This is a genomic window from Cupriavidus sp. D384, assembly GCF_001652915.1.
Taxonomy (GTDB): Bacteria; Pseudomonadota; Gammaproteobacteria; order Burkholderiales; family Burkholderiaceae; genus Cupriavidus.
In genome coordinates this window covers 64,899-82,159 of record NZ_BBQI01000101.1, presented here as the reverse complement: position 1 = coordinate 82,159, position 17,261 = coordinate 64,899, and the positions used below count along the sequence as shown (strand labels likewise).

Below are 17,261 nucleotides of genomic sequence, written 5' to 3'. Positions count from 1 at the left end.
ACCATGCATCGCAAACTCTACATACTCAACGGCTCGAACCTGAACATGCTGGGCGTTCGCGAGCCCCACATCTACGGCAGCACCACGCTGCAGGACATCGAACAGCAATGCCGGGCGATGGCCGAGACCCTGCGATTCGACTGCGTATTCCGTCAGACCAACAGCGAAAGCGAACTGATCGGCTGGATTCAGGAAGCGTACTTCCAGGACGCCGCGCTGATCATCAACCCCGCCGGCTTTTCGTTCGGGCGCATTCCGGTGCTCGATGCCGTCAAGCTGATCTGCCGCCCCGTGGTGGAAGTGCACATCAGCAATATTCACCGCCGCTCCCAGGAGTACCGCCACTCCACAATCTCGGTGGCGGCCACGGCGGTGATCTGCGGGGCAGGAGCCAATGGGTATCAGCTGGCGATGCGGGCGGTGGATGACCTGTGGGGGCAGACGGAGGCGGCCGGTCAGCCACAGTAGCAGCTGACACCGATGCGCCGGACGGCAACACCTGTCGCCGGCGTTACCGGCTCTCTACCAGACGCTTGACTACCTGCACCAGCACGCCGACGTCGTCAGCCACCTTGTCGAGTTTGACTTCCATCCTGTCCATCCGCTCATCCATCTTGTCGAAGCGCTGGTCCATCTTGTCGAAGCGCTCATCCATCTTGTCGAAACGCTCGTCCATCTTGTCCATACGCATATCGATCCGGTCGAAACGGGTATCCATCTTGTCCAGGCGGATATCGATACTTTCGAAACGGGTATCCATGTTTTCCAGACGGATATCAATCTGCTCCAGATGCTTGTCGATGCCGTCCAGCCTTGCCACCACCGGCTTGACCTCCGACTGCACGATATCGCGATTGTGATTGGCCATGTAGGTCATGATGCCTAGCACGATGCCCACGATCGCTGCGGCCAGGATGCCAGCGACAGTAAGTTGATAGACGGTCAAGCCGGCGTCCTGCGCCTGGAGCGGAAAACCTGCAGCTGCGGAAATCAGCGAATTCATGTTGTCTTGAGAATATTCGTATAGGCACGGATCTGTGCGCTGTCGCTTCTTGTCGTCCTGCTCGTCATCGATGCAGGGCCCCGCGGCCTGCTGACTTTCAACCCCCAGCCGCGCGGCTATTCCATCACGGAACAACCGGCATACGTGATGGGGTGAGATCAAACGAAAACGCACTCGGACAATAAATCAATCCATCGCCAGCAGCGCCAGCGATGCACCGCCCACCAGCACCAGGCTGAGCGCCCACACCACGTCGAGATTGAACCAGCTGCGTGCCACGAACTGTGGCCCGAGGTAGCGGAACGTGAGCCATGCCAGGCCGCCGCCCGTAGCCAGCATGGCCGTGGTATGCACGGCCGTGACCAGCACGGCGGTACTGGCGTTGCCCAGCGCCAACGCCCCGGCTGCCCGGTGGCCGGCATCGCCCTGTGCAAGGCAGAGGCCCAGGTAGATCGGCACCAGCATCAGTCCCGCACCGTGCGCGATGGCAATGGCAAATGACCAGAACGCGAGCCGTGCGGGCGGGATGCGGGCCAGCGCGCGCGAATGCCGGCGCCAGACCAGCAGCGCAATGCCATAGGCCACTACCAGAAGGCTGGCAACAAGACGGATACGCACTTCCCAGGCGGCCAGCGAGACCAGCAGCCCGAATGGCAAGGTCAGCGCCAGAATGGCAAGCGCGTGCCCGGCGCCGAGATAGCCGAGCGACATCGGCAACGTGCGCGCGCTGCGCGCCAGCAGCGCACCGGACACCGCCAGCGGCCACCCCATCGCCGGATTGAGACCGTGGTACAGGCCACTGGCAAGCACTGCGGCCCACAGCCCCGCCTGCTCCCAGGTGGCGGTCAAGCGCCCACCGATGGATAGCAGAACGAATCGGTCGAGCAGTCGCCGCCCTCCAGCCGGATCTGGTGCGCGCGATAGCCATCGGGAAAGGTGACCCGAAAGCGCTCGTCGAGCGTCAGCCCGCCATCGGCACCGGCATGCGCCATGACCTGCACGCCGGGCACGCCGTCCGGATAGAACTGGTCGTCCCAGGTGGAATACAGCGAATTGGTCCAGTAGACACGCCGACCGTCGCGGCTGATCTCCACCATCTGCGGGCCGCCCGCGAACGCCGAGCCATCGGGGTGCGGAGTGCGACGGACGATGCCGCCCAGATGTACCGACCCCGCCAGCCTGGGCTTGCGCGGATCGCTGACATCGTACTGACGCATTTCGCCCGTGCCCCAGCACGACACATACAGAAAGCGGTCGTCGAGCGACAGGTCGATATCGGTCACCAGCGGCGGCACCGCGCCAAATCCCTTCAGCAACGGGGGCAGATCGTCGGGCGATGCAGGCTCGGGCGGGATGGTGGCCGTCTTCTCGATATGGAACTGACCGTCTTCGCGCCACCATGTCCAGATCGATCCCTCCAGGTTCGTCGTGTCGACCACCACGCCGACAAAGCCATATTCGCGCACCGGATCGTGCGCGGGCCGTACTTCCAGTGCCATCTGGTGCTGCGCGCCCAGGTCCAGCGTCTGCACGTTGCGTCGCGCACGCAGGTCCCAGAAGTGAAGCCGGTGCCCATAGCGGTTGCCGAGCAGGTCCTCCGGCACCAGCCCGTTCTCGAACTGCGGCGGCAGCGCCCATTCGCTCGACACCATGTAATCGCGCGGCAGGTTCCACCAGAAGTCATAGTGCTTGTCCTGCGGGCCGCGGTCGATCTCCCACCGGCCCAGCACTTCGAAAGTCTGGCAATCCATGATGAAGATGCCGGGTGCGCCCTCGGTGCCGTCGGGGCCCGCGCCGCCCAGCGTGCTCACATAGATGCCTTCCGGCCCGCAATGGACGGTATGGGGCCGCGAATAGCCGGTCTTGCGGAAAATCTCCTCGGGCTCGATGACCTTGTGGAGCTTCGCCTGCGTGGGGTCCGGCTTCGTATCCACCACATAGATGCGCGAGCTGCGCATGCCGGGAATGATCAGGAAGCGCCGCTCCAGGAACGCGTGCCCGGTCAACGGCGAGAGCGCGGACGAACAGGCGTTCCAGCCGAAGTGGTGCAGTTCGTCGCCCCGCCCCGTCATCGGCACCGTATGGACCACCGTGCCGTAGCGCGACGAATCGGGATTGACGTCGATGACGGCCAGCGCGTCAGGCTGCGACCCATCGGGACGCAGCAGCAGCGTGTACGCGTGGGCTTCCGCCGGCGCCTGCATCGCAAGCCGTGGCGATGCGTGGAAGGTCGGGTCGGGCCGCAGGTTCATGATGAAACCTCCCTTGACGTCGGGGTCAAAGTGCGTCGATGCGGTCTACAAGCATAGGCGCGCGCCTCACGGCGCGGTAACGAAGAAATCCGCATGCCCATATGCCGTCACATCCGAGATGGCGCGACAAGTTCATTCCTTCGGCGCAGGCGGCATCGGGCGCTTGTCTTGGGTCGTCCGATCACAACGAACAGCAGGCTCAGCGAGGGCGGCAAGTTCCGCAACGGTGCAGTCGCATATCGAACTGGTCGGGCTGCAGGGCTTCGGCCTGCCGGCGAAGGTGCCCGCCGCCATCGCGAGGCCGCGCCGGAGGGCTATGCCGGCTTTCCGGCGGCGCCTGAATCCACGTCCTGGCCGGCATCCGTGCCAATATTCTGGCTTGCCGTCTGGCCGGCACGGCCGAGCTGGCCGGTCAGCCCCGGCTGGCCGGACTGTTCCGTCCAGCCTGTATCGCCGGTGCCGGGCAAAACCCGGATGCGATTTTCCACATCCTTCACACCGTAGACTGACGCGGCAATGTCCTCGATGCGGTACTTCTGCGGGCGCGCGGGCACCGTGCCGGACAACGTGACCCAGCCTTCCGAAACCGTCACCTCCACTTCACGCACGTCGAGCCGCCCGGCATGGGTCAGGCGTTCGCACAGGTCTTCGCGAATCCGTTCGTCCGGCCGGGTATAGCCCCTGGGCCCGGCAGGCTGCTGCACCGGGCCGCCCGGGCCGTGGCCGTAGGCGCCGGGCAACGCGGGGGCGTCGACACCGCTGCCACGGGCTGCGCCATAGCCGTCGCGCCAGTGGCGTGCGCCGGGGGTGCCACCGTGCCGGTAAGGTCCGCCACGATCCTCGCGGTCCTGCATTTCGCCGGGATAGCCGTGCGCGATACCCCAGCCGGCCTGCCCCGTATAGCGCATGCGTTCCATGCGGCGCGGATCGCCCCCGTAGTCACGCGGTGGCCCGCGCAGGTCGTCGAGGTATCGATCGTCGCGATACCCGCTGTCTCTGCTGTCTCGGTTCATGACGTCTCTCGCTGGCTGTGTCCCCTGGGTGATCCGCCATCAGGATTGACGGCCCTTTTTCGCGCGCTTGCCCGGCGATGTCGACGTGGCCTGATGCTGCGCGCCGGGATCTTCGTTGCGGAATCCCCCATAACTGCTCTGGCCGGGGTCTGCGCTGCGGCTCTTCAACTGGTCGGCACGCCGGTCGGTGCGCACGCCGGGGTTGGTGCCGCCACGTTTTTCGGCATGCTTGCCGGAGTTTGGCTTGCTGGACATGATGGTCTCCTGATAGCGACTGCGGCAGGGGATGCCGCAAGCAACATGCCAATGGCGGCCTGCGGGACACTTGCGGGGCCGGCATGGCGCTTGCCTCGCGTCCTTGCATCGACACACACCGAGCGAGGATTGCCATGCCAGTCACCACCATGCGATTCACCAATCTGCCGATGCTGGCAGCCACTGCGGCGCTGTTGTCCGCACCGGGCCCCGCCATGCACGCGGCACCGTTGTCTGACCAGCCAGGAACCGCCATGGCCGGCGACGGCGATGTCATGTTCCTGCGCAAGGCCGCCATGGCCGGGACGCTGGAGATCGATGCCAGCAACCTGGCGCAAAGCCGTGCCAGCAGCCCCGTGGTCAAGTCGTTTGCCACGCAGATGATCCAGGACCATCGGGCCGCCGACGCAAAGTTGAAGCAGCAGGCCCAGCGGCTGGGCGTGCAAGTGCCGGCCACGCCGCTGCAGAAGGACCAGCAGGCGCTAACCAGGCTGGGCCAGTTGAAGGGGGCGGAATTCGACCGGGCCTATGCCCAGCAGATTGGCGTGGATGCGCACCAGGACGCCGTGGCGCTGTTCAGGAAGGCGGCGGACGATGCCAGGGACGATGGCGTCAAGTCGTTCGCGCGCCAGACCCTGCCGACGCTGGAACACCATCTGGATATGGCTCAGAAAATGGCGGCGCAAGTGAAGTAGCCGCAGTCCGGCAGCGAGTCCGGCCCGGTGTTTGCAGATCCAGACGGCGAATCTGCAAACCCGGTGCAATATCTGCGCGGCCCGGCGGCCAGCGTCAGCGGGTCTTGGCGAGAAAGTACTGCGACACGATGGCCCGCGTGGTGGGGCTGGTGGTCAGTTCGTCCAGCACGTCGCGCTGCGCCCATTTCAGATACTTGATCTCGTTGCGCGGCTTCGGCGCAGCCGATTTGCCCACCGCCGCCGAGAACACGTGATGCACCGTGGTGGCGCCGATGAACTGGAAGGCGTTGGTCAGCGACTTGGCCTCGATCGCGGTTTCCTCGCGCAACTCGCGCCACGCGGCTTCCACCAGCGATTCCTGGTCGTCAGGGCGCCCGCCGGGCAGCGCCCAGCGCACGCCGTCCTTCGACACGAGCAGGATTTGTCCCTCGCGAACGCAAATGACCGTAGCTCTGATTTTTGGCTTGATGAAAGGCATATCGGCCGTTCCAACCACTGCATGTTGTTTCATTTCATCCGGACCCGCTTTTCGCGCGGTGGGTCCCACTATATAGGCGCGCCGGCATTTTCCGGACAGGCTGTTTCAGGGGGCGGCCTGTGCGGAACGCAATCAAACCGTACAGGCGCGTAGTGTCGCCCCTGTTGCCGCCACTGGCAATGGATGGGAACTGAAGCTGTTGCGCATCCACCGCATTCCTCGCTTGATGTCCCTCTTACGCACGGGTCGTGCCAGAGGGCTGCCCCCGGCTGGCCGTTGCCAGCCCATGGTAGTGGGCGATGCGCTGTAGCGCCCATTGGGCGGCCGCCTGCCGGATCTGGCTGCGATCCCCGCGAAACTGCCGCGTCTCCGTGTACTCGCATATCGTTGCGGCGGCCCCTGGCGAACGGATCAGCCACGCAAAGCACTGCGTACCCGGCGGCGTGCCATCGGGGGCCCCGTCGTCGGCCACGCCCGTGTTGGACACTGCCACGTCGGCCTGGCTGATCCTCATCACGCCACGTGCCATGGCGAGCGAAACGGCTTCGCTGGTCAGGCCATGGCGTGCGATCAGGTCGGCGCTGACGCCAAGGATCTGCTCCTTGGCATCGGGCGAATAGGCAACGATGGCGCATTTGAGCGTGCCGCCGCAGCCGGGCACGTCGGCAATATGGGATGCGATAAGCCCCGCCGTGCAGGACTCCGCCGTCGCCAGCCGCAGGTCATGGCGCTGCAGATAATGCGCGGCGGCCTCAGCCGGATGCATGGGCGTCCTCCGTTCGCGGATGGATTGGCCGATCCGCGTCGCGACGCGCGGGCCGGGGATGCTTCACGAACGATATCTGCCCATCGCGTTCGAGCACCACATCCCATTGCCGGGCCATCGGTTGGTCGGACCGGGTGCCCTGATCAACCCAGCCTGCGGCATGCAGTGTGGCGCGGGCGTTCGCGTCGAGATCCTCGTCTGTCAGCATGGCGCGCCTGCGGGCACGGCGGTCCTCGCGCCCGTTCTTGACCACCACGATCGGCCGCCCGCCAATTGCGCGGTCAACGGCCGGCCATGTGGCGGACACCATGCAGACCAGCCGATGCATGAACACCAGCACGGCTGCTGCGGCCAGCGTGCCCAGGATCGGACTGGCGCCGACCACCATGCGCGACAGGATCGCACCCAGCAACAGCATGATGCAGAGGTCGAACGCGGTCTTCTGGGCAAAGGTGCGCCGTCCGGCCACCCGCAGCAACAGCCACGTGACCACGAACACAAGCGCCGCGCGCGCTGACATCTGGTACCACAGCAGATCCTTGCCCGCGCCAAATGCGGCCTCGAACACGGCTTCGAAAGCCGTACCCGTTCCAGCCATGGCATTCAGCCCCGGATCGACCTGGGATCATGTCCGAACGAATTGCGCGCCCGAATCTGGCCGTCCCGGCCATGGATAAACAGCTCTGCCTGGTTTTTCCGGGCCATCTCGGTAGCCACCTCGATGGCGTCTTCCTGCGTGGCATACAGCTTGCGCCCCGCCGGGCTTTTGGCCTCTTCCACCGCCCAGCCGTCAGGGGCCGGCACCACGTGTACGTCCTTGCCGCTCATTTGCGTCTCCATGGGTGTCTGTCTCATGTCCTGTTTATTCACCCAAAGCCGTTCGCGCGGCAGTCGGCCGTGGTCTGACAAGTGCGTAGGCCAACGTCGGTGTTCACAATGCGGGTGTTCGAAATCGCGCCGCAACGTCCGGAACGTCCGCTTTCCGTACCGGCTGACGTATCCATTTCTGACCTAGATTATTAATGCGCCCGGCGGTCCAGACCCGTCGGGCCTCCCTTGATCCATGGCGCCCGCTCTCCCGGAGGGGCGCTACTTTTTTTCTCATTCCACCGTCACCGACTTTGCCAGGTTGCGTGGCTTGTCGATATCGGTGCCACGCGCCAGCGCCGTGTGATACGCCAGCAACTGCATCGGAATGGTGTGGACGATTGGTGACAGCAGGCCGTAGTGCTCGGTCAGCCGGATAATCTCCAGCCCATCGCCCGGCTGCAGTGCGCAGTCGATATCGGCGAACACATAGAGCTTGCAGTTGCGCGCGTGTACCTCGTGCATGTTCGACTTCAGCTTTTCCAGCAGGCTGTCGTTGGGCGCCACGGCCACCACAGGCATCTGGTCGCTGATCAGGGCCAGCGGCCCGTGCTTGAGTTCTCCGGCCGCGTAGCCTTCCGCATGGATATAGGAGATCTCCTTCATTTTCAGCGCGCCTTCGAGCGCGATCGGATAGTGCATGCCACGCCCGAGGAACAGGATGTTCTCCTTGCGGGTCAGCTGGTCGGCCCAGCCGATGATGTGCGGTTCCAGTGCCAGCACGCGGCTCAGCGCGTCGGGCAGGTGCCGCAGTGCGCGCAGGTGCTCCTGCTCTTCGGCGTCCGGCAGCCGGCCACGCATCTGCGCCAGCGTCAATGCCAGCAGGAACAGCGCCACCAGCTGCGTGGTGAACGCCTTGGTGGACGCCACGCCGATCTCCACGCCGGCCCGTGTGATGAAGTGCATCGCACAGGCCCGCACCAGCGCGCTGGTGGCCACGTTGCAGATGGCAAGCGTGCGATGCATGCCGCGCTCGCGGGCCGCCTGCACGGCACCGAGCACGTCGGCCGTTTCGCCGCTTTGCGACACCGCCACCACCAGCATGTTCGGGTTGCTGAAGCCGTCGCGATAGCGATATTCGCTGGCGATCTCCACCCGCACGGGCAGGTTGGCGAGCCGTTCGATCCAGTAGCTGGCCGTCAGCGCAGCGTGATAGCTGCCGCCGCACGCCAGCAGCAGCACCGCGTCGACCGTCTCCAGCTGGCGATAGGCGCCGTCGCCAAACAGCTCGGGCATGATCGTCGTAATGTCCTGCAGCGTGTCGACCACGGCGCGCGGCTGCTCGAAGATTTCCTTCTGCATGTAGTGCTGGTACAGGCCCAGGTCGGCCGCCGCACTGTGCGCAGCCACCGTGTGCACGGCACGTGTCACGCGCCGGCCATCGGCGTCGACAATCCAGTGGCGATGCATCTGCACATCCGCCACGTCGCCATCCTCCAGATAAACGATCTGGTTCGTGACGGCCGCCACCGCGATAGCGTCCGACGCCAGGTAGTTCTCGCCCTCGCCAATGCCCACCACCAGCGGCATGCCGTGCCGGGCACCCACCAGCCGGTGCGGCTCGTCGCGGCACAGCACCGCAATCGCATAGCTGCCGCGCAGCCGCCTGACGGCCTCGCGCACGGCGTCGAACAGGTCGCCGTTGTAGAGGTGGTCCACCAGGTGCCCGATGACCTCGCTGTCGGTCTGGCTGGCAAACACATAGCCGTAGGCTTCCAGCTCGCGGCGCAGGGCCTCGTGGTTTTCGATGATGCCGTTGTGGGACAGCGCGATGCGCGGCGCCAGATCGCTCGGCGAGAAATGCGGGTGGGCGTTGGCCGTGATGGGCTTGCCGTGCGTGGCCCAGCGCGTGTGGGCAATGCCCGTGTATCCGCCGATGGCCTGCTCGGCCACGTCGCGCTGCAGGGCCGCCACGCGGTCAACGCTGCGCGACCGCACCAGACGCCCACCCTGCAGGGCGGCCACGCCGCATGAGTCGTAGCCGCGGTACTCCAGCCGCTTCAGGCCGTCGACCAGCTCCCCAACGATGTCGCGCTGCGCAACGGCGCCCACAATTCCGCACATAGCCCCTCCGGTTTCCGATGTTGCGCATCCGTTCGATGCGATGGACCGGATGGTAGGCCGCTCCTCATGAAATTTTCTTTCGAAAAATCGTCATCGATGACATTTCTAGTTGATGTACGATGCTTCTGAAATTTTCTTTCAAGAGAGCCTGCCATGACCACTATTGCCCTGGACGATCTCGACTTGCGCATTCTCCAGGTCATGCAGCGCGATGCATCACTGACCAATGTCGAACTGGCGGCGCGCGTCTTTGCCTCGGCGCCCACCACCATGCGGCGCGTACGCCGCTTGCGGGAGACCGGCGTGATTGCGCGCGAGATTGCCGTGCTGGACGCCGACAAGGTGGGCAATACGCTGACGGCCATCATCGAGGTCACGCTGGACCGGCAGACCGCCGAAGACTGTGCGGCATTCGAAAGCCAGGTCTGCGCGGAGCCGGCGGTGACACAGTGCTATCGCGTCTCGCCCGGGCCGGATTTCGTGGTGATGGCGGAACTGCGCGATATGGCCGCCTACGACGCCTTCGCGCGGCGCCTGTTCCGCGGCGCCAGCAACGTACGCAACGTGCGCACGTTCTTCTCCACGCATCGCGCCAAGTTCTCGGCCAACGCCCCGGTCAATCCCGACGACAACGCAAACCCGGCCGGCCCGCCCTGATTCCCCGCATTGCCCGTGTGGCCGCCTCAGGCCGCCTTGCGCGGCAGCGCCCCGCTGAAGCAGTAGCCGTTCTTGCCCGACCGCTTTGCCAGGTACATGCTCTCGTCGGCCAGGTTCAGCAGGTAATCGGGTTCTTCGGCATCGTCCGGATACAGGGCAATGCCGATGCTCGGCGTAATGCTGACCGGGCAGCCGTTGATGGTGTCGATCCCGCCCACTGCCTGCACCAGCCGTTCGGCCAGCGGCGCCACGTGGCCGATGTCGGCGACGTCCTCCAGCACGATGGCAAACTCGTCGCCGCCCAGGCGCGCCACGGTATCGCCGTCGCGCAGCGGGGCCTTCAGGCGTTGCGCCACCGTGATCAGCGTCTCGTCGCCAATGCCGTGCCCCAACGTGTCGTTGACGGCCTTGAAGCCATCGAGATCGATAAACATGACGGCCACATGCGTGCCACCGCGGCGCGCCCGGCCAATGGCCTGCTCCAGCCGCTCGCCCAGCAGCGTGCGGTTGGGCAGCCCGGTCAGTGCATCGTGCGTGGCGAGGTAGCCCAGGCGGTCCTGGGCCAGCTGGCGCTGGGTGATGTCGGCACAGACCGCCACGAAATTGGATACATCACCCTTGGGGCCTCGAATGCCGTGGATCGACAGCGATTCGCGATAGATCGCGCCGTCCTTGCGACGGTTCCATAGCTCGCCGCGCCAGTGGCCGGTCTCGCGCAACGCCTGCCACATATCGCGATAGAACTCGGGCGGCTGCCGGCCCGAACCGAGCATGCGCGGCGTATTGCCGATCAGTTCGGCCTCGGCATAGCCCGTGAGCCGCACAAAGGCCGGGTTCACTTTCTCGATGATGCCGTGCGCGTCGGTAATCATCATGCCGTCCTGCGTCAGCTCGAACGCCTGGTCCACCAGCCACAGGCTGTAGCGCGAAGACCGCCGCGCATCGTCGCGCTCGCGCAGCAGCCGGAAGCCAAAGGCCAGCGAAACGGCCATGGCTGCGGCCATCACGGCCGCAGCGGCCTGCGCGGTGCGCTCCAGCATCTGTGTGCTGCCCCGCGCCAGCGCGGCAGCCTGTACGACATTGGCGTCGATGGCGCGCGCCATCAGGTCGTCCATGTGCTGCATCAGGCCGATTTGGGCGCTCAGGTACGCCTTGGCCGCGTCGTGGTGCCCGGCCACGATCATCTCGGCCGTCGCCAGCGCCAGGTTGCGGAACGCGCCCAGCTCATGGCGCAACGCGTCGGCCGCCTGCTGCTCCCGGGGCCCGCTGACGTTGGCCGGATAGTACGCGGCCCAGGCCTTGTCCATGCGCGCCAGGTCATCGCGCACGCCGGCAACGATGGCGTGATCGTCGCCGTGCGCGCGCATCGCCAGCGCCTTCCACAGCCGGCGCCGCGCTTCCAGGCAGCTGGCCCGCAGTTCGCCCAGCTGCCCCACCGGCAGCGTGTTGCCCACATAGATGGTGGTGACGTACGAATCGAACCGTTTCATGACAAACAGTCCACCGCCCACCAGCAGGGCAGTGACCAGTGCGCCAAGCGCCATCGTACGTATCAGGCCGAACCTCACAGAGCGGAGATATGTCTTCATCAATTGTCTGGGCCATCGGATGCGGGGGTACCGGAGATAACGGCAGTTCGGCCGATCTCTATACGCCTGCGCGACGCTATCAGACGGGCCTGACGCCGACCTGACCCGGCGGCCAGGTGTCGGCCATTCCCCGCCACCCGTCGGACGCGGTGTTGGCGGGCGGCCAACGTCCGCGGGCGTTTTTCAGCGCTGGCGCGCCAGCGCCGCCACATTCGGCCACCTGCATCCGCTGGTACGGGAACTGCGTAATAGCAGAGGAACGTCTCGCGGCGTTCCGTTGTGTTTCACCTGCCTTTGGAGCTTTGCCATGTCACGCAGATTCACCATTTCCCTTCTCTCCACCACTGCCCTGGCCCTCGGCCTGGCGGCAGGCGGCGCCCATGCCTCGGGCCCGCGCGACAGCACGCACGCTGGCGACAGGTACGGCTACAACTTCCGCATCGACGCGCGCGATGTCTACAGCGATGGCGCCCGCACCGGCCGATTTGATACCTTCAGCGAAGGCGCACGTGTCGTGGCTCCGACCACGCGCGAAATCGACAATGACCGTTCCCTGTCAGGGATGGACCTTCGTGGCGTGTCAGCCGCGCCCTCGCGCGTGATCGACGTCTACACCGACGGCGCACTGGCCGGCATGGACCTCCGCGGCGTATCGGCGGCGCCCTCGCGCACGATCGACGTCTACACGGACGGCGCGCTGGCCTGAGCCGCCAGCCTGCGGGTCACGCCTGTCGCGACGTGACCCGCCACCCCGATCGCCAACAAAATCGCCCGCGCGCCAGGCCACCCCGGGTCGACATACGCTGCCTGCGCCACACTCGCCCTCCGCCGCGCTGTGCCGTGCACGTGTTTTGGCAATAGACTGAAACCTGCCGCGCGCAGGAAGGCGCGACTGCAGAACCAGCCAATCCCCAGTCAGCGAGCGAAGCCATGTCGATTCCCCACCTGTCTTCCGGCCAGACCGCCAGCGTGCTACCGCTTGGCGCCAACCTCAAGAACACCCCCACCACCGCGCTGTTCAAGGCCCCTCACATGGAAGTGGCCCGCCTGGTGATGCTGGCAGGCAAACAACTGCCTCCGCACGCCGTGGCCGGCCCCTTGACCATCCAGTGCATCGAAGGCGAAGTCGAAGTCGCACTCGACCACGGCTCGCAGCGTCTGAAACCCGGCGACCTGATCTACCTGGCCGGCAATGTCCGGCATGACGTGAAAGCGCTGACCGATGCGTCGGTGCTGTTGACGATGGTCTTGCTGGACGGCCAGTAGCGCGGCGGCGGCAGACCAATAAAAAAGAGCCTTGCGAACAAGGCCCTTCCAGGTTTCCGAAGCCAGCTGGGACTTCGATCACTGCGCACCGGCCGCACACTCACTGCGGTTGTGCCGGCTTGCGTTCCGCCAGCAGCTTCTGGATGGCCGCCTCGGTTTCCTTGTAGCGGCCCTCGCCGTAGTGCTGGTACACGATGCGGCCGTTGGCGTCGATCAGGTAGAGCGCGGGCCAGTACTGGTTGCGATATGCGGACCACGTGCCGTACATGTTGTCTTGCGCCACCGGATAGCGGATGTCATGGCGCTTGAGCGCGGCCTGCACGTTCTCCGTCGATTTCTCGAACGGGAATTCCGGCGTGTGGACACCCACCACCACCAGGCCCTGGTCCTTGTACTTGTCGTACCACTGTTTCACATACGGCAGCGTGTTCACGCAGTTGCCGCAGGCGTACGTCCAGAAGTCGACCAGTACGACCTTGCCGCGCAGTTGCTGCATCGTGAGCGGCTCGGAATTCAGCCAGTGGTTGATCCCCACGAATTCGGGCGCGGCGCCCTGGTCGCCAACCTTGGGACTTTCGGCGATGGCGCCGGTGCCGAAGGTGTAGATGGCCGCGATGCCGATGGCGGCAAGCATGGCGCGGAATACGTTACGCATGATTCAGGGGCCTTTCAGGAGATGCTCGCCCCGTGACCCGGCTGGCGGATCGGCGGGTCGACGGGGCGATGCGGCACTGGTCAGACCAGTTCGGTTTCGATATGGATGTTGCCGTGCAGCGCCTTCGAGTACGGGCAGGTGCGGTGCGCGGTGTCCACCAGCGCCTGCGCCACGTGGCGCTCGATGCCGGGGATATGCACCCGTAGCCGTGCCTGCAGCAGGTACTCCACGCCGGCCGTGCCCAGGTCCACTTCGGCATCTACAGACAGGTCTTCCGGCAGCTTGATCTTCTGCTTGCCCGCTGCCAGGCCGATGGCGCCGATAAAGCAGGCAGACCAGCCGGCAGCCAGCAGCTGCTCGGGGTTGGTGCCGTTGCCCTTGCTGCCGGGCGACGACAGGTCGATGTCGAGCTTGCCGTCGTCGCTGCGGGCCGAGCCGTCGCGGCCGCCGGACGTGATGTGGACCTTGCCGGTGTACAGGACTTTTTCGATACGGGCCATGATGGTTTCCTTGTCTCTTTCAGTGGTCTGGTTGTGAGGATGCGGATTCGGGATTTCGGGGACTCAGGCGTAGGCGCCGTCCAGGTACGGATCGACGCTGCGTGCCGGGTCGGCCGAGACGCCGGTGCGGTCCATGCCGGCCACCGTGTGGGCGCCTTCGTAGTACGGGTCCAGCGTGCGGGCGCCGTCCAGGTACGGGTCGGCCGAGCGGGCCGGCGGGGCCGAGACGCCCGTGCGATCCAGGCCGGCTACGGTGTGTGCGCCGTCGTAGTAGGGGCTGCGCGGTTCCTGTACCGAGCGGGCGCCGTCGTAGTACGGGCTGCGCGGCTCCTGCACCGAGCGGGCACCTTCGGTGTACGGGTCGCGGGCGTCGGTGGCCGAGCGGGCACCTTCGCTGAACACATCGCGTGCACCCTGCACGGCACGGGCGCCGTCGGTGTACACGTCGCGGGCACCGACAACGGAAGCCTGTGCGCCAGCGGCGGCGGCAACCAGGGCAACGGCGAGAACAAGGCGCTTGGTGAGGTTCTTGGACATGATGGTTTCCTTTTCAGTGGTATGCGGTCGATTCGGTCGATTGCCTGGCAGCGTTTTCGCTCTGTCGTTTGTGCGTCGCGCTGCCATGGACCGTATTTAAGGCGGCCCACGTATCGCGCCCGTAGCGACTTGGCGGCCGTAGTGTCAGGGCACGTATCGTCGCGACGGCCTGATACAAAGGCGTACAAAAAGGGGGATGCCCGGAAGAGGACAAGAACTGCGGAGGGAAGGGAGAAAAGAAAACATGCGCCTTGCGGCACTCCGCACTTCCATGCATGGGAGCGGGTTGGGAAGCGGGGTAAGGGAGAGGGGCGAGCCGCTGGTGGCCTGCCGGCTGCGATTTGAAGCGCCCGCCCTCTCCCCGGCCCCTCTCCCGCAAGCGGAAGAGGGGAGCAAACCAGCGGTGGCCGAAAGGACTCAGCCCAGCCTGATATCGGCCGCCAGGCCGCCGCCTTCGCGGTTGCGCAGGGTCAGCGAGCCGCCGATGGCCGCTGCAAGCTGATGGGCGATGGCCAGGCCCAGGCCGGTGCCGCCGGTCTCGCGGTTGCGCGAGCCTTCCAGCCGTACAAACGGCTGCAACACGGCCTCGAGCTTGTCTTCGGGGATGCCGGGGCCCCGGTCCATGATCGATATGACCACGGTGTCGCGTTCGCGGCGGACGCCCACTTCTGCGGCCCCTCCGCCATATTTGATGGCGTTGTCGATCAGGTTGGTCAGCACCCGTCGCAGGGCATTGCGTCGCGTGACGATGGCGCCACCGGCGTTCTCGCCAATTGTCACGTCCTTGCCGGTGTCCTGGTAGTCGTAGACCAGGCTTTCGACAAACGATCCCAGATCGATGCGGGACGCCTCCTCGGAATCCCCGCCGGTACTGCGCGCGTAGGCCAGCCCTTCGCGCACCAGCGTCTGGATTTCCGCCAGGTCGCTCACCAGCTTGCGTTTTTCCTCGGAATCCTCGGCCATCTCCGCGCGCAGCTTCATCCGCGTGATGGGCGTCTGCAGGTCGTGCGAGATGGCAGCCAGGATCTGCACGCGTTCCTCGACAAAATGCGCGATGCGGTCGCGCATGGCGTTGAAGGCCCGCGCCGCCTGCGCCAGTTCCGTGGGACCGTGCTCGTCCAGCGGCTGCGAGCGGGTATTCGGATTGAGCGCGTCGGCGGCGTCGGCCAGCGCCACCAGCGGGCGGATCGACAGGCGCACGGCGAACCAGCAGCACAGGATCAGCAGCAGCAACTGCAGCACCAGCACATAGGGCAGCCACTCGGCGATGGGCGTCATGCGCGGATGCACGTCGATGGTCAGCGGACTGCCGTCGCTCAGCGTCAGGTGCGCCTGAAGCTGCTTGCCGTCGCCCGGAATCGACTGCACCGTGACCGGGTAGTGCGTGCCGGTGGCCTCCATGATGCGCTCGGCGATATCGCGCCCGCGCTGCGTCATTTCCGGCACCCCCGGCGATCCCGGCCCCAGGATGTACTGGTAGTTGCCACGGTTCACGCGTGGCAGCCACTGCGGGCGTTCGGCGGCCGGAATCCGGTCCAGGATCGCCACCGATGTCGCCACGTCGGTCTCCAGCGTGCCCAGCATGACCTGCCGCGCCGACATGTATCGCTCCGAAAACAGCACGGCAAACGACATCAGATGCGCGACGATCATGCCCGCCAGCAGGATCAGGAACAGGCGCGACCCCATGGTATGGGGCCAGCGCCAGCGGCGCGTGCTCACTGACGGGCCTCCGTGATCTCCACGGGCATCGAGAACACATAGCCCTCGCTGCGCACCGTCTTGATATAGGCCGGCTCGCGCGCATCGTCCTTCAGGCGCTGGCGCAGGCGGCTGACCAGCAGGTCCACCGACCGCTCGAACATGTCGGCTTCGCGGCCCTGGGTCAGGTTCAGCAGCTGGTCGCGGTTCAGCACGCGCTGCGGGTGGTCCACGAAGACGCGCAGCAGCCGGTATTCGGCGCCGCTCAGCGCGACGATGGTGCCTTCGTTGTCGATCAGGTGACGTGCCGTGGTGTCCAGCTGCCAGTCGCCGAATGCCAGCATCTGCCCGGCCTCGGTGATCTGCAGGTTCGGCGGCAGCATCCGGGTACGGCGCAGCACGGCCTTGATGCGCGCCAGCAGCTCGCGTGCCGCGAACGGCTTGGTCAGGTAGTCGTCGGCCCCCATTTCCAGGCCGATGATGCGGTCGGTCTCGTCGTCGCGGGCGGTCAGCATCAGCACCGGCGTGGACTTGTGCTTGCCGGCGCGCAGTTCGCGGCACAGCACCAGGCCATCGTCGCCGGGCAGCATCACGTCCAGCACGATCAGGTCGACCGTGTTGGCGTCCAGGAACTGCCGCATATGCCGGCCATCCGGCGCCATGGTCACCCGCAGCCCGTTCTTGGTCAGGTAAGTGGATACCAACTCCCGGATCTCCCGGTCGTCATCGACGATCAGGACATGGTCGACATGCGATTCCATCAGCTTCACCCCTGGCGATCTATTTTTAGGAAAAATGTGAACAATCAGTCTGTTGGCGAGATTGTATGGGCGGCCGGGCCTTCGCGTGTATCGCAATGTATCTGGCGGCTGCGGTCCCACAAAGCCATACAACTTCGCCGGTTGGCGACACATTTACGGTAGATCACGGGCGTCTCATTGGGGCATGCCAGATTGCTGGCCC

21 protein-coding genes are annotated in these 17,261 nt (G+C 65.6%); 5 read left to right on the top strand and 16 right to left on the bottom strand.

Features of this window, described 5'->3' with window-relative positions; all coding sequences use genetic code 11:
- Positions 1 to 3 precede the first annotated feature (3 nt).
- Positions 4 to 468, top strand: a complete 465-nt coding sequence (locus A9J21_RS25930; RefSeq protein WP_066740715.1) for a type II 3-dehydroquinate dehydratase — start codon at positions 4 to 6, stop codon at positions 466 to 468.
- Between the two features lie 43 nt (positions 469 to 511).
- Here the strand turns inward: A9J21_RS25930 and A9J21_RS25925 are convergent, their stop codons facing one another.
- The 5 genes from A9J21_RS25925 to A9J21_RS25905 all read right to left on the bottom strand — a co-directional run bounded on the left by A9J21_RS25925 (position 512) and on the right by A9J21_RS25905 (position 4,523).
- Entirely contained in the window at positions 512 to 1,003 is a 492-nt protein-coding gene (locus tag A9J21_RS25925) for a hypothetical protein (RefSeq protein ID WP_066740713.1), read from the bottom strand.
- A gap of 186 nt (positions 1,004 to 1,189) precedes the next feature.
- Positions 1,190 to 1,852 carry a hypothetical protein gene (locus A9J21_RS25920; protein WP_066740711.1) on the bottom strand — a complete coding sequence of 221 codons (663 nt, stop codon included), beginning with the start codon at positions 1,850 to 1,852 and terminating at the stop codon, positions 1,190 to 1,192.
- Positions 1,849 to 3,255, bottom strand: a complete 1,407-nt coding sequence (locus tag A9J21_RS25915; RefSeq protein WP_066740709.1) for a selenium-binding protein SBP56-related protein — start codon at positions 3,253 to 3,255, stop codon at positions 1,849 to 1,851. The genes A9J21_RS25920 and A9J21_RS25915 overlap by 4 nt, the downstream gene beginning before the upstream one ends.
- Before the next feature lie 314 nt (positions 3,256 to 3,569).
- Complete coding sequence (locus tag A9J21_RS25910; protein ID WP_082926608.1) at positions 3,570 to 4,268, bottom strand: BON domain-containing protein; 699 nt, start codon at positions 4,266 to 4,268, stop codon at positions 3,570 to 3,572.
- Between the two features lie 39 nt (positions 4,269 to 4,307).
- Positions 4,308 to 4,523, bottom strand: a complete 216-nt coding sequence (locus tag A9J21_RS25905) for a hypothetical protein (protein ID WP_066740705.1) — start codon at positions 4,521 to 4,523, stop codon at positions 4,308 to 4,310.
- Between the two features lie 134 nt (positions 4,524 to 4,657).
- On the opposite strand from A9J21_RS25905, the gene A9J21_RS25900 reads away from it, so the two are divergent.
- Positions 4,658 to 5,218, top strand: a complete 561-nt coding sequence (locus A9J21_RS25900) for a DUF4142 domain-containing protein (protein ID WP_231907042.1) — start codon at positions 4,658 to 4,660, stop codon at positions 5,216 to 5,218.
- Between the two features lie 94 nt (positions 5,219 to 5,312).
- Here A9J21_RS25900 and A9J21_RS25895 read toward each other — a convergent pair whose 3' ends face one another.
- The 5 genes from A9J21_RS25895 to glmS form a co-directional block, all read right to left on the bottom strand.
- A complete protein-coding gene (locus A9J21_RS25895) occupies positions 5,313 to 5,696 on the bottom strand; it encodes an NUDIX hydrolase (RefSeq protein ID WP_066740701.1) in 384 nt (127 codons plus the stop codon).
- Positions 5,697 to 5,931: 235 nt separating this feature from the next.
- Positions 5,932 to 6,462 carry a CinA family protein gene (locus A9J21_RS25890; protein WP_066740699.1) on the bottom strand — a complete coding sequence of 177 codons (531 nt, stop codon included), beginning with the start codon at positions 6,460 to 6,462 and terminating at the stop codon, positions 5,932 to 5,934.
- Positions 6,449 to 7,060 (bottom strand): DUF421 domain-containing protein, encoded by a 612-nt coding sequence (locus A9J21_RS25885; protein WP_082926607.1) that lies wholly within the window; start codon positions 7,058 to 7,060, stop codon positions 6,449 to 6,451. Before A9J21_RS25885 ends, A9J21_RS25890 begins: the two co-directional genes overlap by 14 nt.
- 5 nt (positions 7,061 to 7,065) lie before the next feature.
- Entirely contained in the window at positions 7,066 to 7,290 is a 225-nt protein-coding gene (locus A9J21_RS25880) for a DUF2188 domain-containing protein (RefSeq protein ID WP_066740779.1), read from the bottom strand.
- Between the two features lie 273 nt (positions 7,291 to 7,563).
- Positions 7,564 to 9,393 carry a glutamine--fructose-6-phosphate transaminase (isomerizing) gene (glmS, locus tag A9J21_RS25875; protein WP_066740697.1) on the bottom strand — a complete coding sequence of 610 codons (1,830 nt, stop codon included), beginning with the start codon at positions 9,391 to 9,393 and terminating at the stop codon, positions 7,564 to 7,566.
- Positions 9,394 to 9,546: 153 nt separating this feature from the next.
- Between glmS and A9J21_RS25870 the strand changes: the two genes are divergently transcribed.
- Positions 9,547 to 10,050 carry an Lrp/AsnC family transcriptional regulator gene (locus tag A9J21_RS25870; RefSeq protein ID WP_066740695.1) on the top strand — a complete coding sequence of 168 codons (504 nt, stop codon included), beginning with the start codon at positions 9,547 to 9,549 and terminating at the stop codon, positions 10,048 to 10,050.
- A 26-nt stretch (positions 10,051 to 10,076) separates the two neighbouring features.
- On the opposite strand, the gene A9J21_RS25865 is transcribed toward A9J21_RS25870, so the two are convergent.
- Positions 10,077 to 11,639, bottom strand: coding sequence for a diguanylate cyclase domain-containing protein (locus tag A9J21_RS25865; RefSeq protein WP_066740693.1), 1,563 nt, complete (start codon positions 11,637 to 11,639; stop codon positions 10,077 to 10,079).
- A 307-nt stretch (positions 11,640 to 11,946) separates the two neighbouring features.
- Here A9J21_RS25865 and A9J21_RS25860 point away from each other — a divergent pair, with 307 nt between their 5' ends.
- Together A9J21_RS25860 and A9J21_RS25855 are read left to right on the top strand one after the other, a co-directional pair.
- Positions 11,947 to 12,345, top strand: coding sequence for a hypothetical protein (locus tag A9J21_RS25860; protein ID WP_066740691.1), 399 nt, complete (start codon positions 11,947 to 11,949; stop codon positions 12,343 to 12,345).
- Between the two features lie 224 nt (positions 12,346 to 12,569).
- Positions 12,570 to 12,905: a cupin domain-containing protein gene (locus A9J21_RS25855; protein WP_066740690.1), complete on the top strand. Its 336-nt coding sequence runs from the start codon at positions 12,570 to 12,572 to the stop codon at positions 12,903 to 12,905.
- A 100-nt stretch (positions 12,906 to 13,005) separates the two neighbouring features.
- On the opposite strand, the gene A9J21_RS25850 is transcribed toward A9J21_RS25855, so the two are convergent.
- The 5 genes from A9J21_RS25850 to A9J21_RS25830 all read right to left on the bottom strand — a co-directional run bounded on the left by A9J21_RS25850 (position 13,006) and on the right by A9J21_RS25830 (position 17,059).
- A complete protein-coding gene (locus A9J21_RS25850) occupies positions 13,006 to 13,560 on the bottom strand; it encodes a thioredoxin family protein (protein WP_066740689.1) in 555 nt (184 codons plus the stop codon).
- 80 nt (positions 13,561 to 13,640) lie between these two features.
- On the bottom strand, positions 13,641 to 14,060 hold the full coding sequence (locus A9J21_RS25845) for an organic hydroperoxide resistance protein (RefSeq protein WP_066740688.1): 420 nt from the start codon (positions 14,058 to 14,060) through the stop codon (positions 13,641 to 13,643).
- Between the two features lie 63 nt (positions 14,061 to 14,123).
- A complete protein-coding gene (locus tag A9J21_RS25840) occupies positions 14,124 to 14,597 on the bottom strand; it encodes a hydroxyquinol 1,2-dioxygenase (protein ID WP_066740686.1) in 474 nt (157 codons plus the stop codon).
- A 417-nt stretch (positions 14,598 to 15,014) separates the two neighbouring features.
- The gene (locus A9J21_RS25835; RefSeq protein WP_156546193.1) at positions 15,015 to 16,286 is read right to left on the bottom strand and encodes a HAMP domain-containing sensor histidine kinase; all 1,272 of its coding nucleotides are present in this window, start codon (positions 16,284 to 16,286) and stop codon (positions 15,015 to 15,017) included.
- Positions 16,287 to 16,315: 29 nt separating this feature from the next.
- The gene (locus A9J21_RS25830) at positions 16,316 to 17,059 is read right to left on the bottom strand and encodes a response regulator (protein ID WP_066740778.1); all 744 of its coding nucleotides are present in this window, start codon (positions 17,057 to 17,059) and stop codon (positions 16,316 to 16,318) included.
- Positions 17,060 to 17,261 lie beyond the last annotated feature (202 nt).

Coding starts and splice junctions, on each gene's coding strand:
- A9J21_RS25845 (WP_066740688.1), bottom strand. CDS start 14,060: ATGGCCCGTATCGAAAAAGTCCTGTACACCGGCAAGGTCCACATCACG.
- glmS (WP_066740697.1), bottom strand. CDS start 9,393: ATGTGCGGAATTGTGGGCGCCGTTGCGCAGCGCGACATCGTTGGGGAG.
- A9J21_RS25890 (WP_066740699.1), bottom strand. CDS start 6,462: ATGCATCCGGCTGAGGCCGCCGCGCATTATCTGCAGCGCCATGACCTG.
- A9J21_RS25915 (WP_066740709.1), bottom strand. CDS start 3,255: ATGAACCTGCGGCCCGACCCGACCTTCCACGCATCGCCACGGCTTGCG.
- A9J21_RS25830 (WP_066740778.1), bottom strand. CDS start 17,059: ATGGAATCGCATGTCGACCATGTCCTGATCGTCGATGACGACCGGGAG.
- A9J21_RS25930 (WP_066740715.1), top strand. CDS start 4: ATGCATCGCAAACTCTACATACTCAACGGCTCGAACCTGAACATGCTG.
- A9J21_RS25850 (WP_066740689.1), bottom strand. CDS start 13,560: ATGCGTAACGTATTCCGCGCCATGCTTGCCGCCATCGGCATCGCGGCC.
- A9J21_RS25840 (WP_066740686.1), bottom strand. CDS start 14,597: ATGTCCAAGAACCTCACCAAGCGCCTTGTTCTCGCCGTTGCCCTGGTT.
- A9J21_RS25835 (WP_156546193.1), bottom strand. CDS start 16,286: ATGGGGTCGCGCCTGTTCCTGATCCTGCTGGCGGGCATGATCGTCGCG.
- A9J21_RS25900 (WP_231907042.1), top strand. CDS start 4,658: ATGCCAGTCACCACCATGCGATTCACCAATCTGCCGATGCTGGCAGCC.
- A9J21_RS25925 (WP_066740713.1), bottom strand. CDS start 1,003: ATGAATTCGCTGATTTCCGCAGCTGCAGGTTTTCCGCTCCAGGCGCAG.
- A9J21_RS25910 (WP_082926608.1), bottom strand. CDS start 4,268: ATGAACCGAGACAGCAGAGACAGCGGGTATCGCGACGATCGATACCTC.
- A9J21_RS25870 (WP_066740695.1), top strand. CDS start 9,547: ATGACCACTATTGCCCTGGACGATCTCGACTTGCGCATTCTCCAGGTC.
- A9J21_RS25855 (WP_066740690.1), top strand. CDS start 12,570: ATGTCGATTCCCCACCTGTCTTCCGGCCAGACCGCCAGCGTGCTACCG.
- A9J21_RS25905 (WP_066740705.1), bottom strand. CDS start 4,523: ATGTCCAGCAAGCCAAACTCCGGCAAGCATGCCGAAAAACGTGGCGGC.
- A9J21_RS25895 (WP_066740701.1), bottom strand. CDS start 5,696: ATGCCTTTCATCAAGCCAAAAATCAGAGCTACGGTCATTTGCGTTCGC.
- A9J21_RS25865 (WP_066740693.1), bottom strand. CDS start 11,639: ATGAAGACATATCTCCGCTCTGTGAGGTTCGGCCTGATACGTACGATG.
- A9J21_RS25885 (WP_082926607.1), bottom strand. CDS start 7,060: ATGGCTGGAACGGGTACGGCTTTCGAAGCCGTGTTCGAGGCCGCATTT.
- A9J21_RS25860 (WP_066740691.1), top strand. CDS start 11,947: ATGTCACGCAGATTCACCATTTCCCTTCTCTCCACCACTGCCCTGGCC.
- A9J21_RS25880 (WP_066740779.1), bottom strand. CDS start 7,290: ATGAGCGGCAAGGACGTACACGTGGTGCCGGCCCCTGACGGCTGGGCG.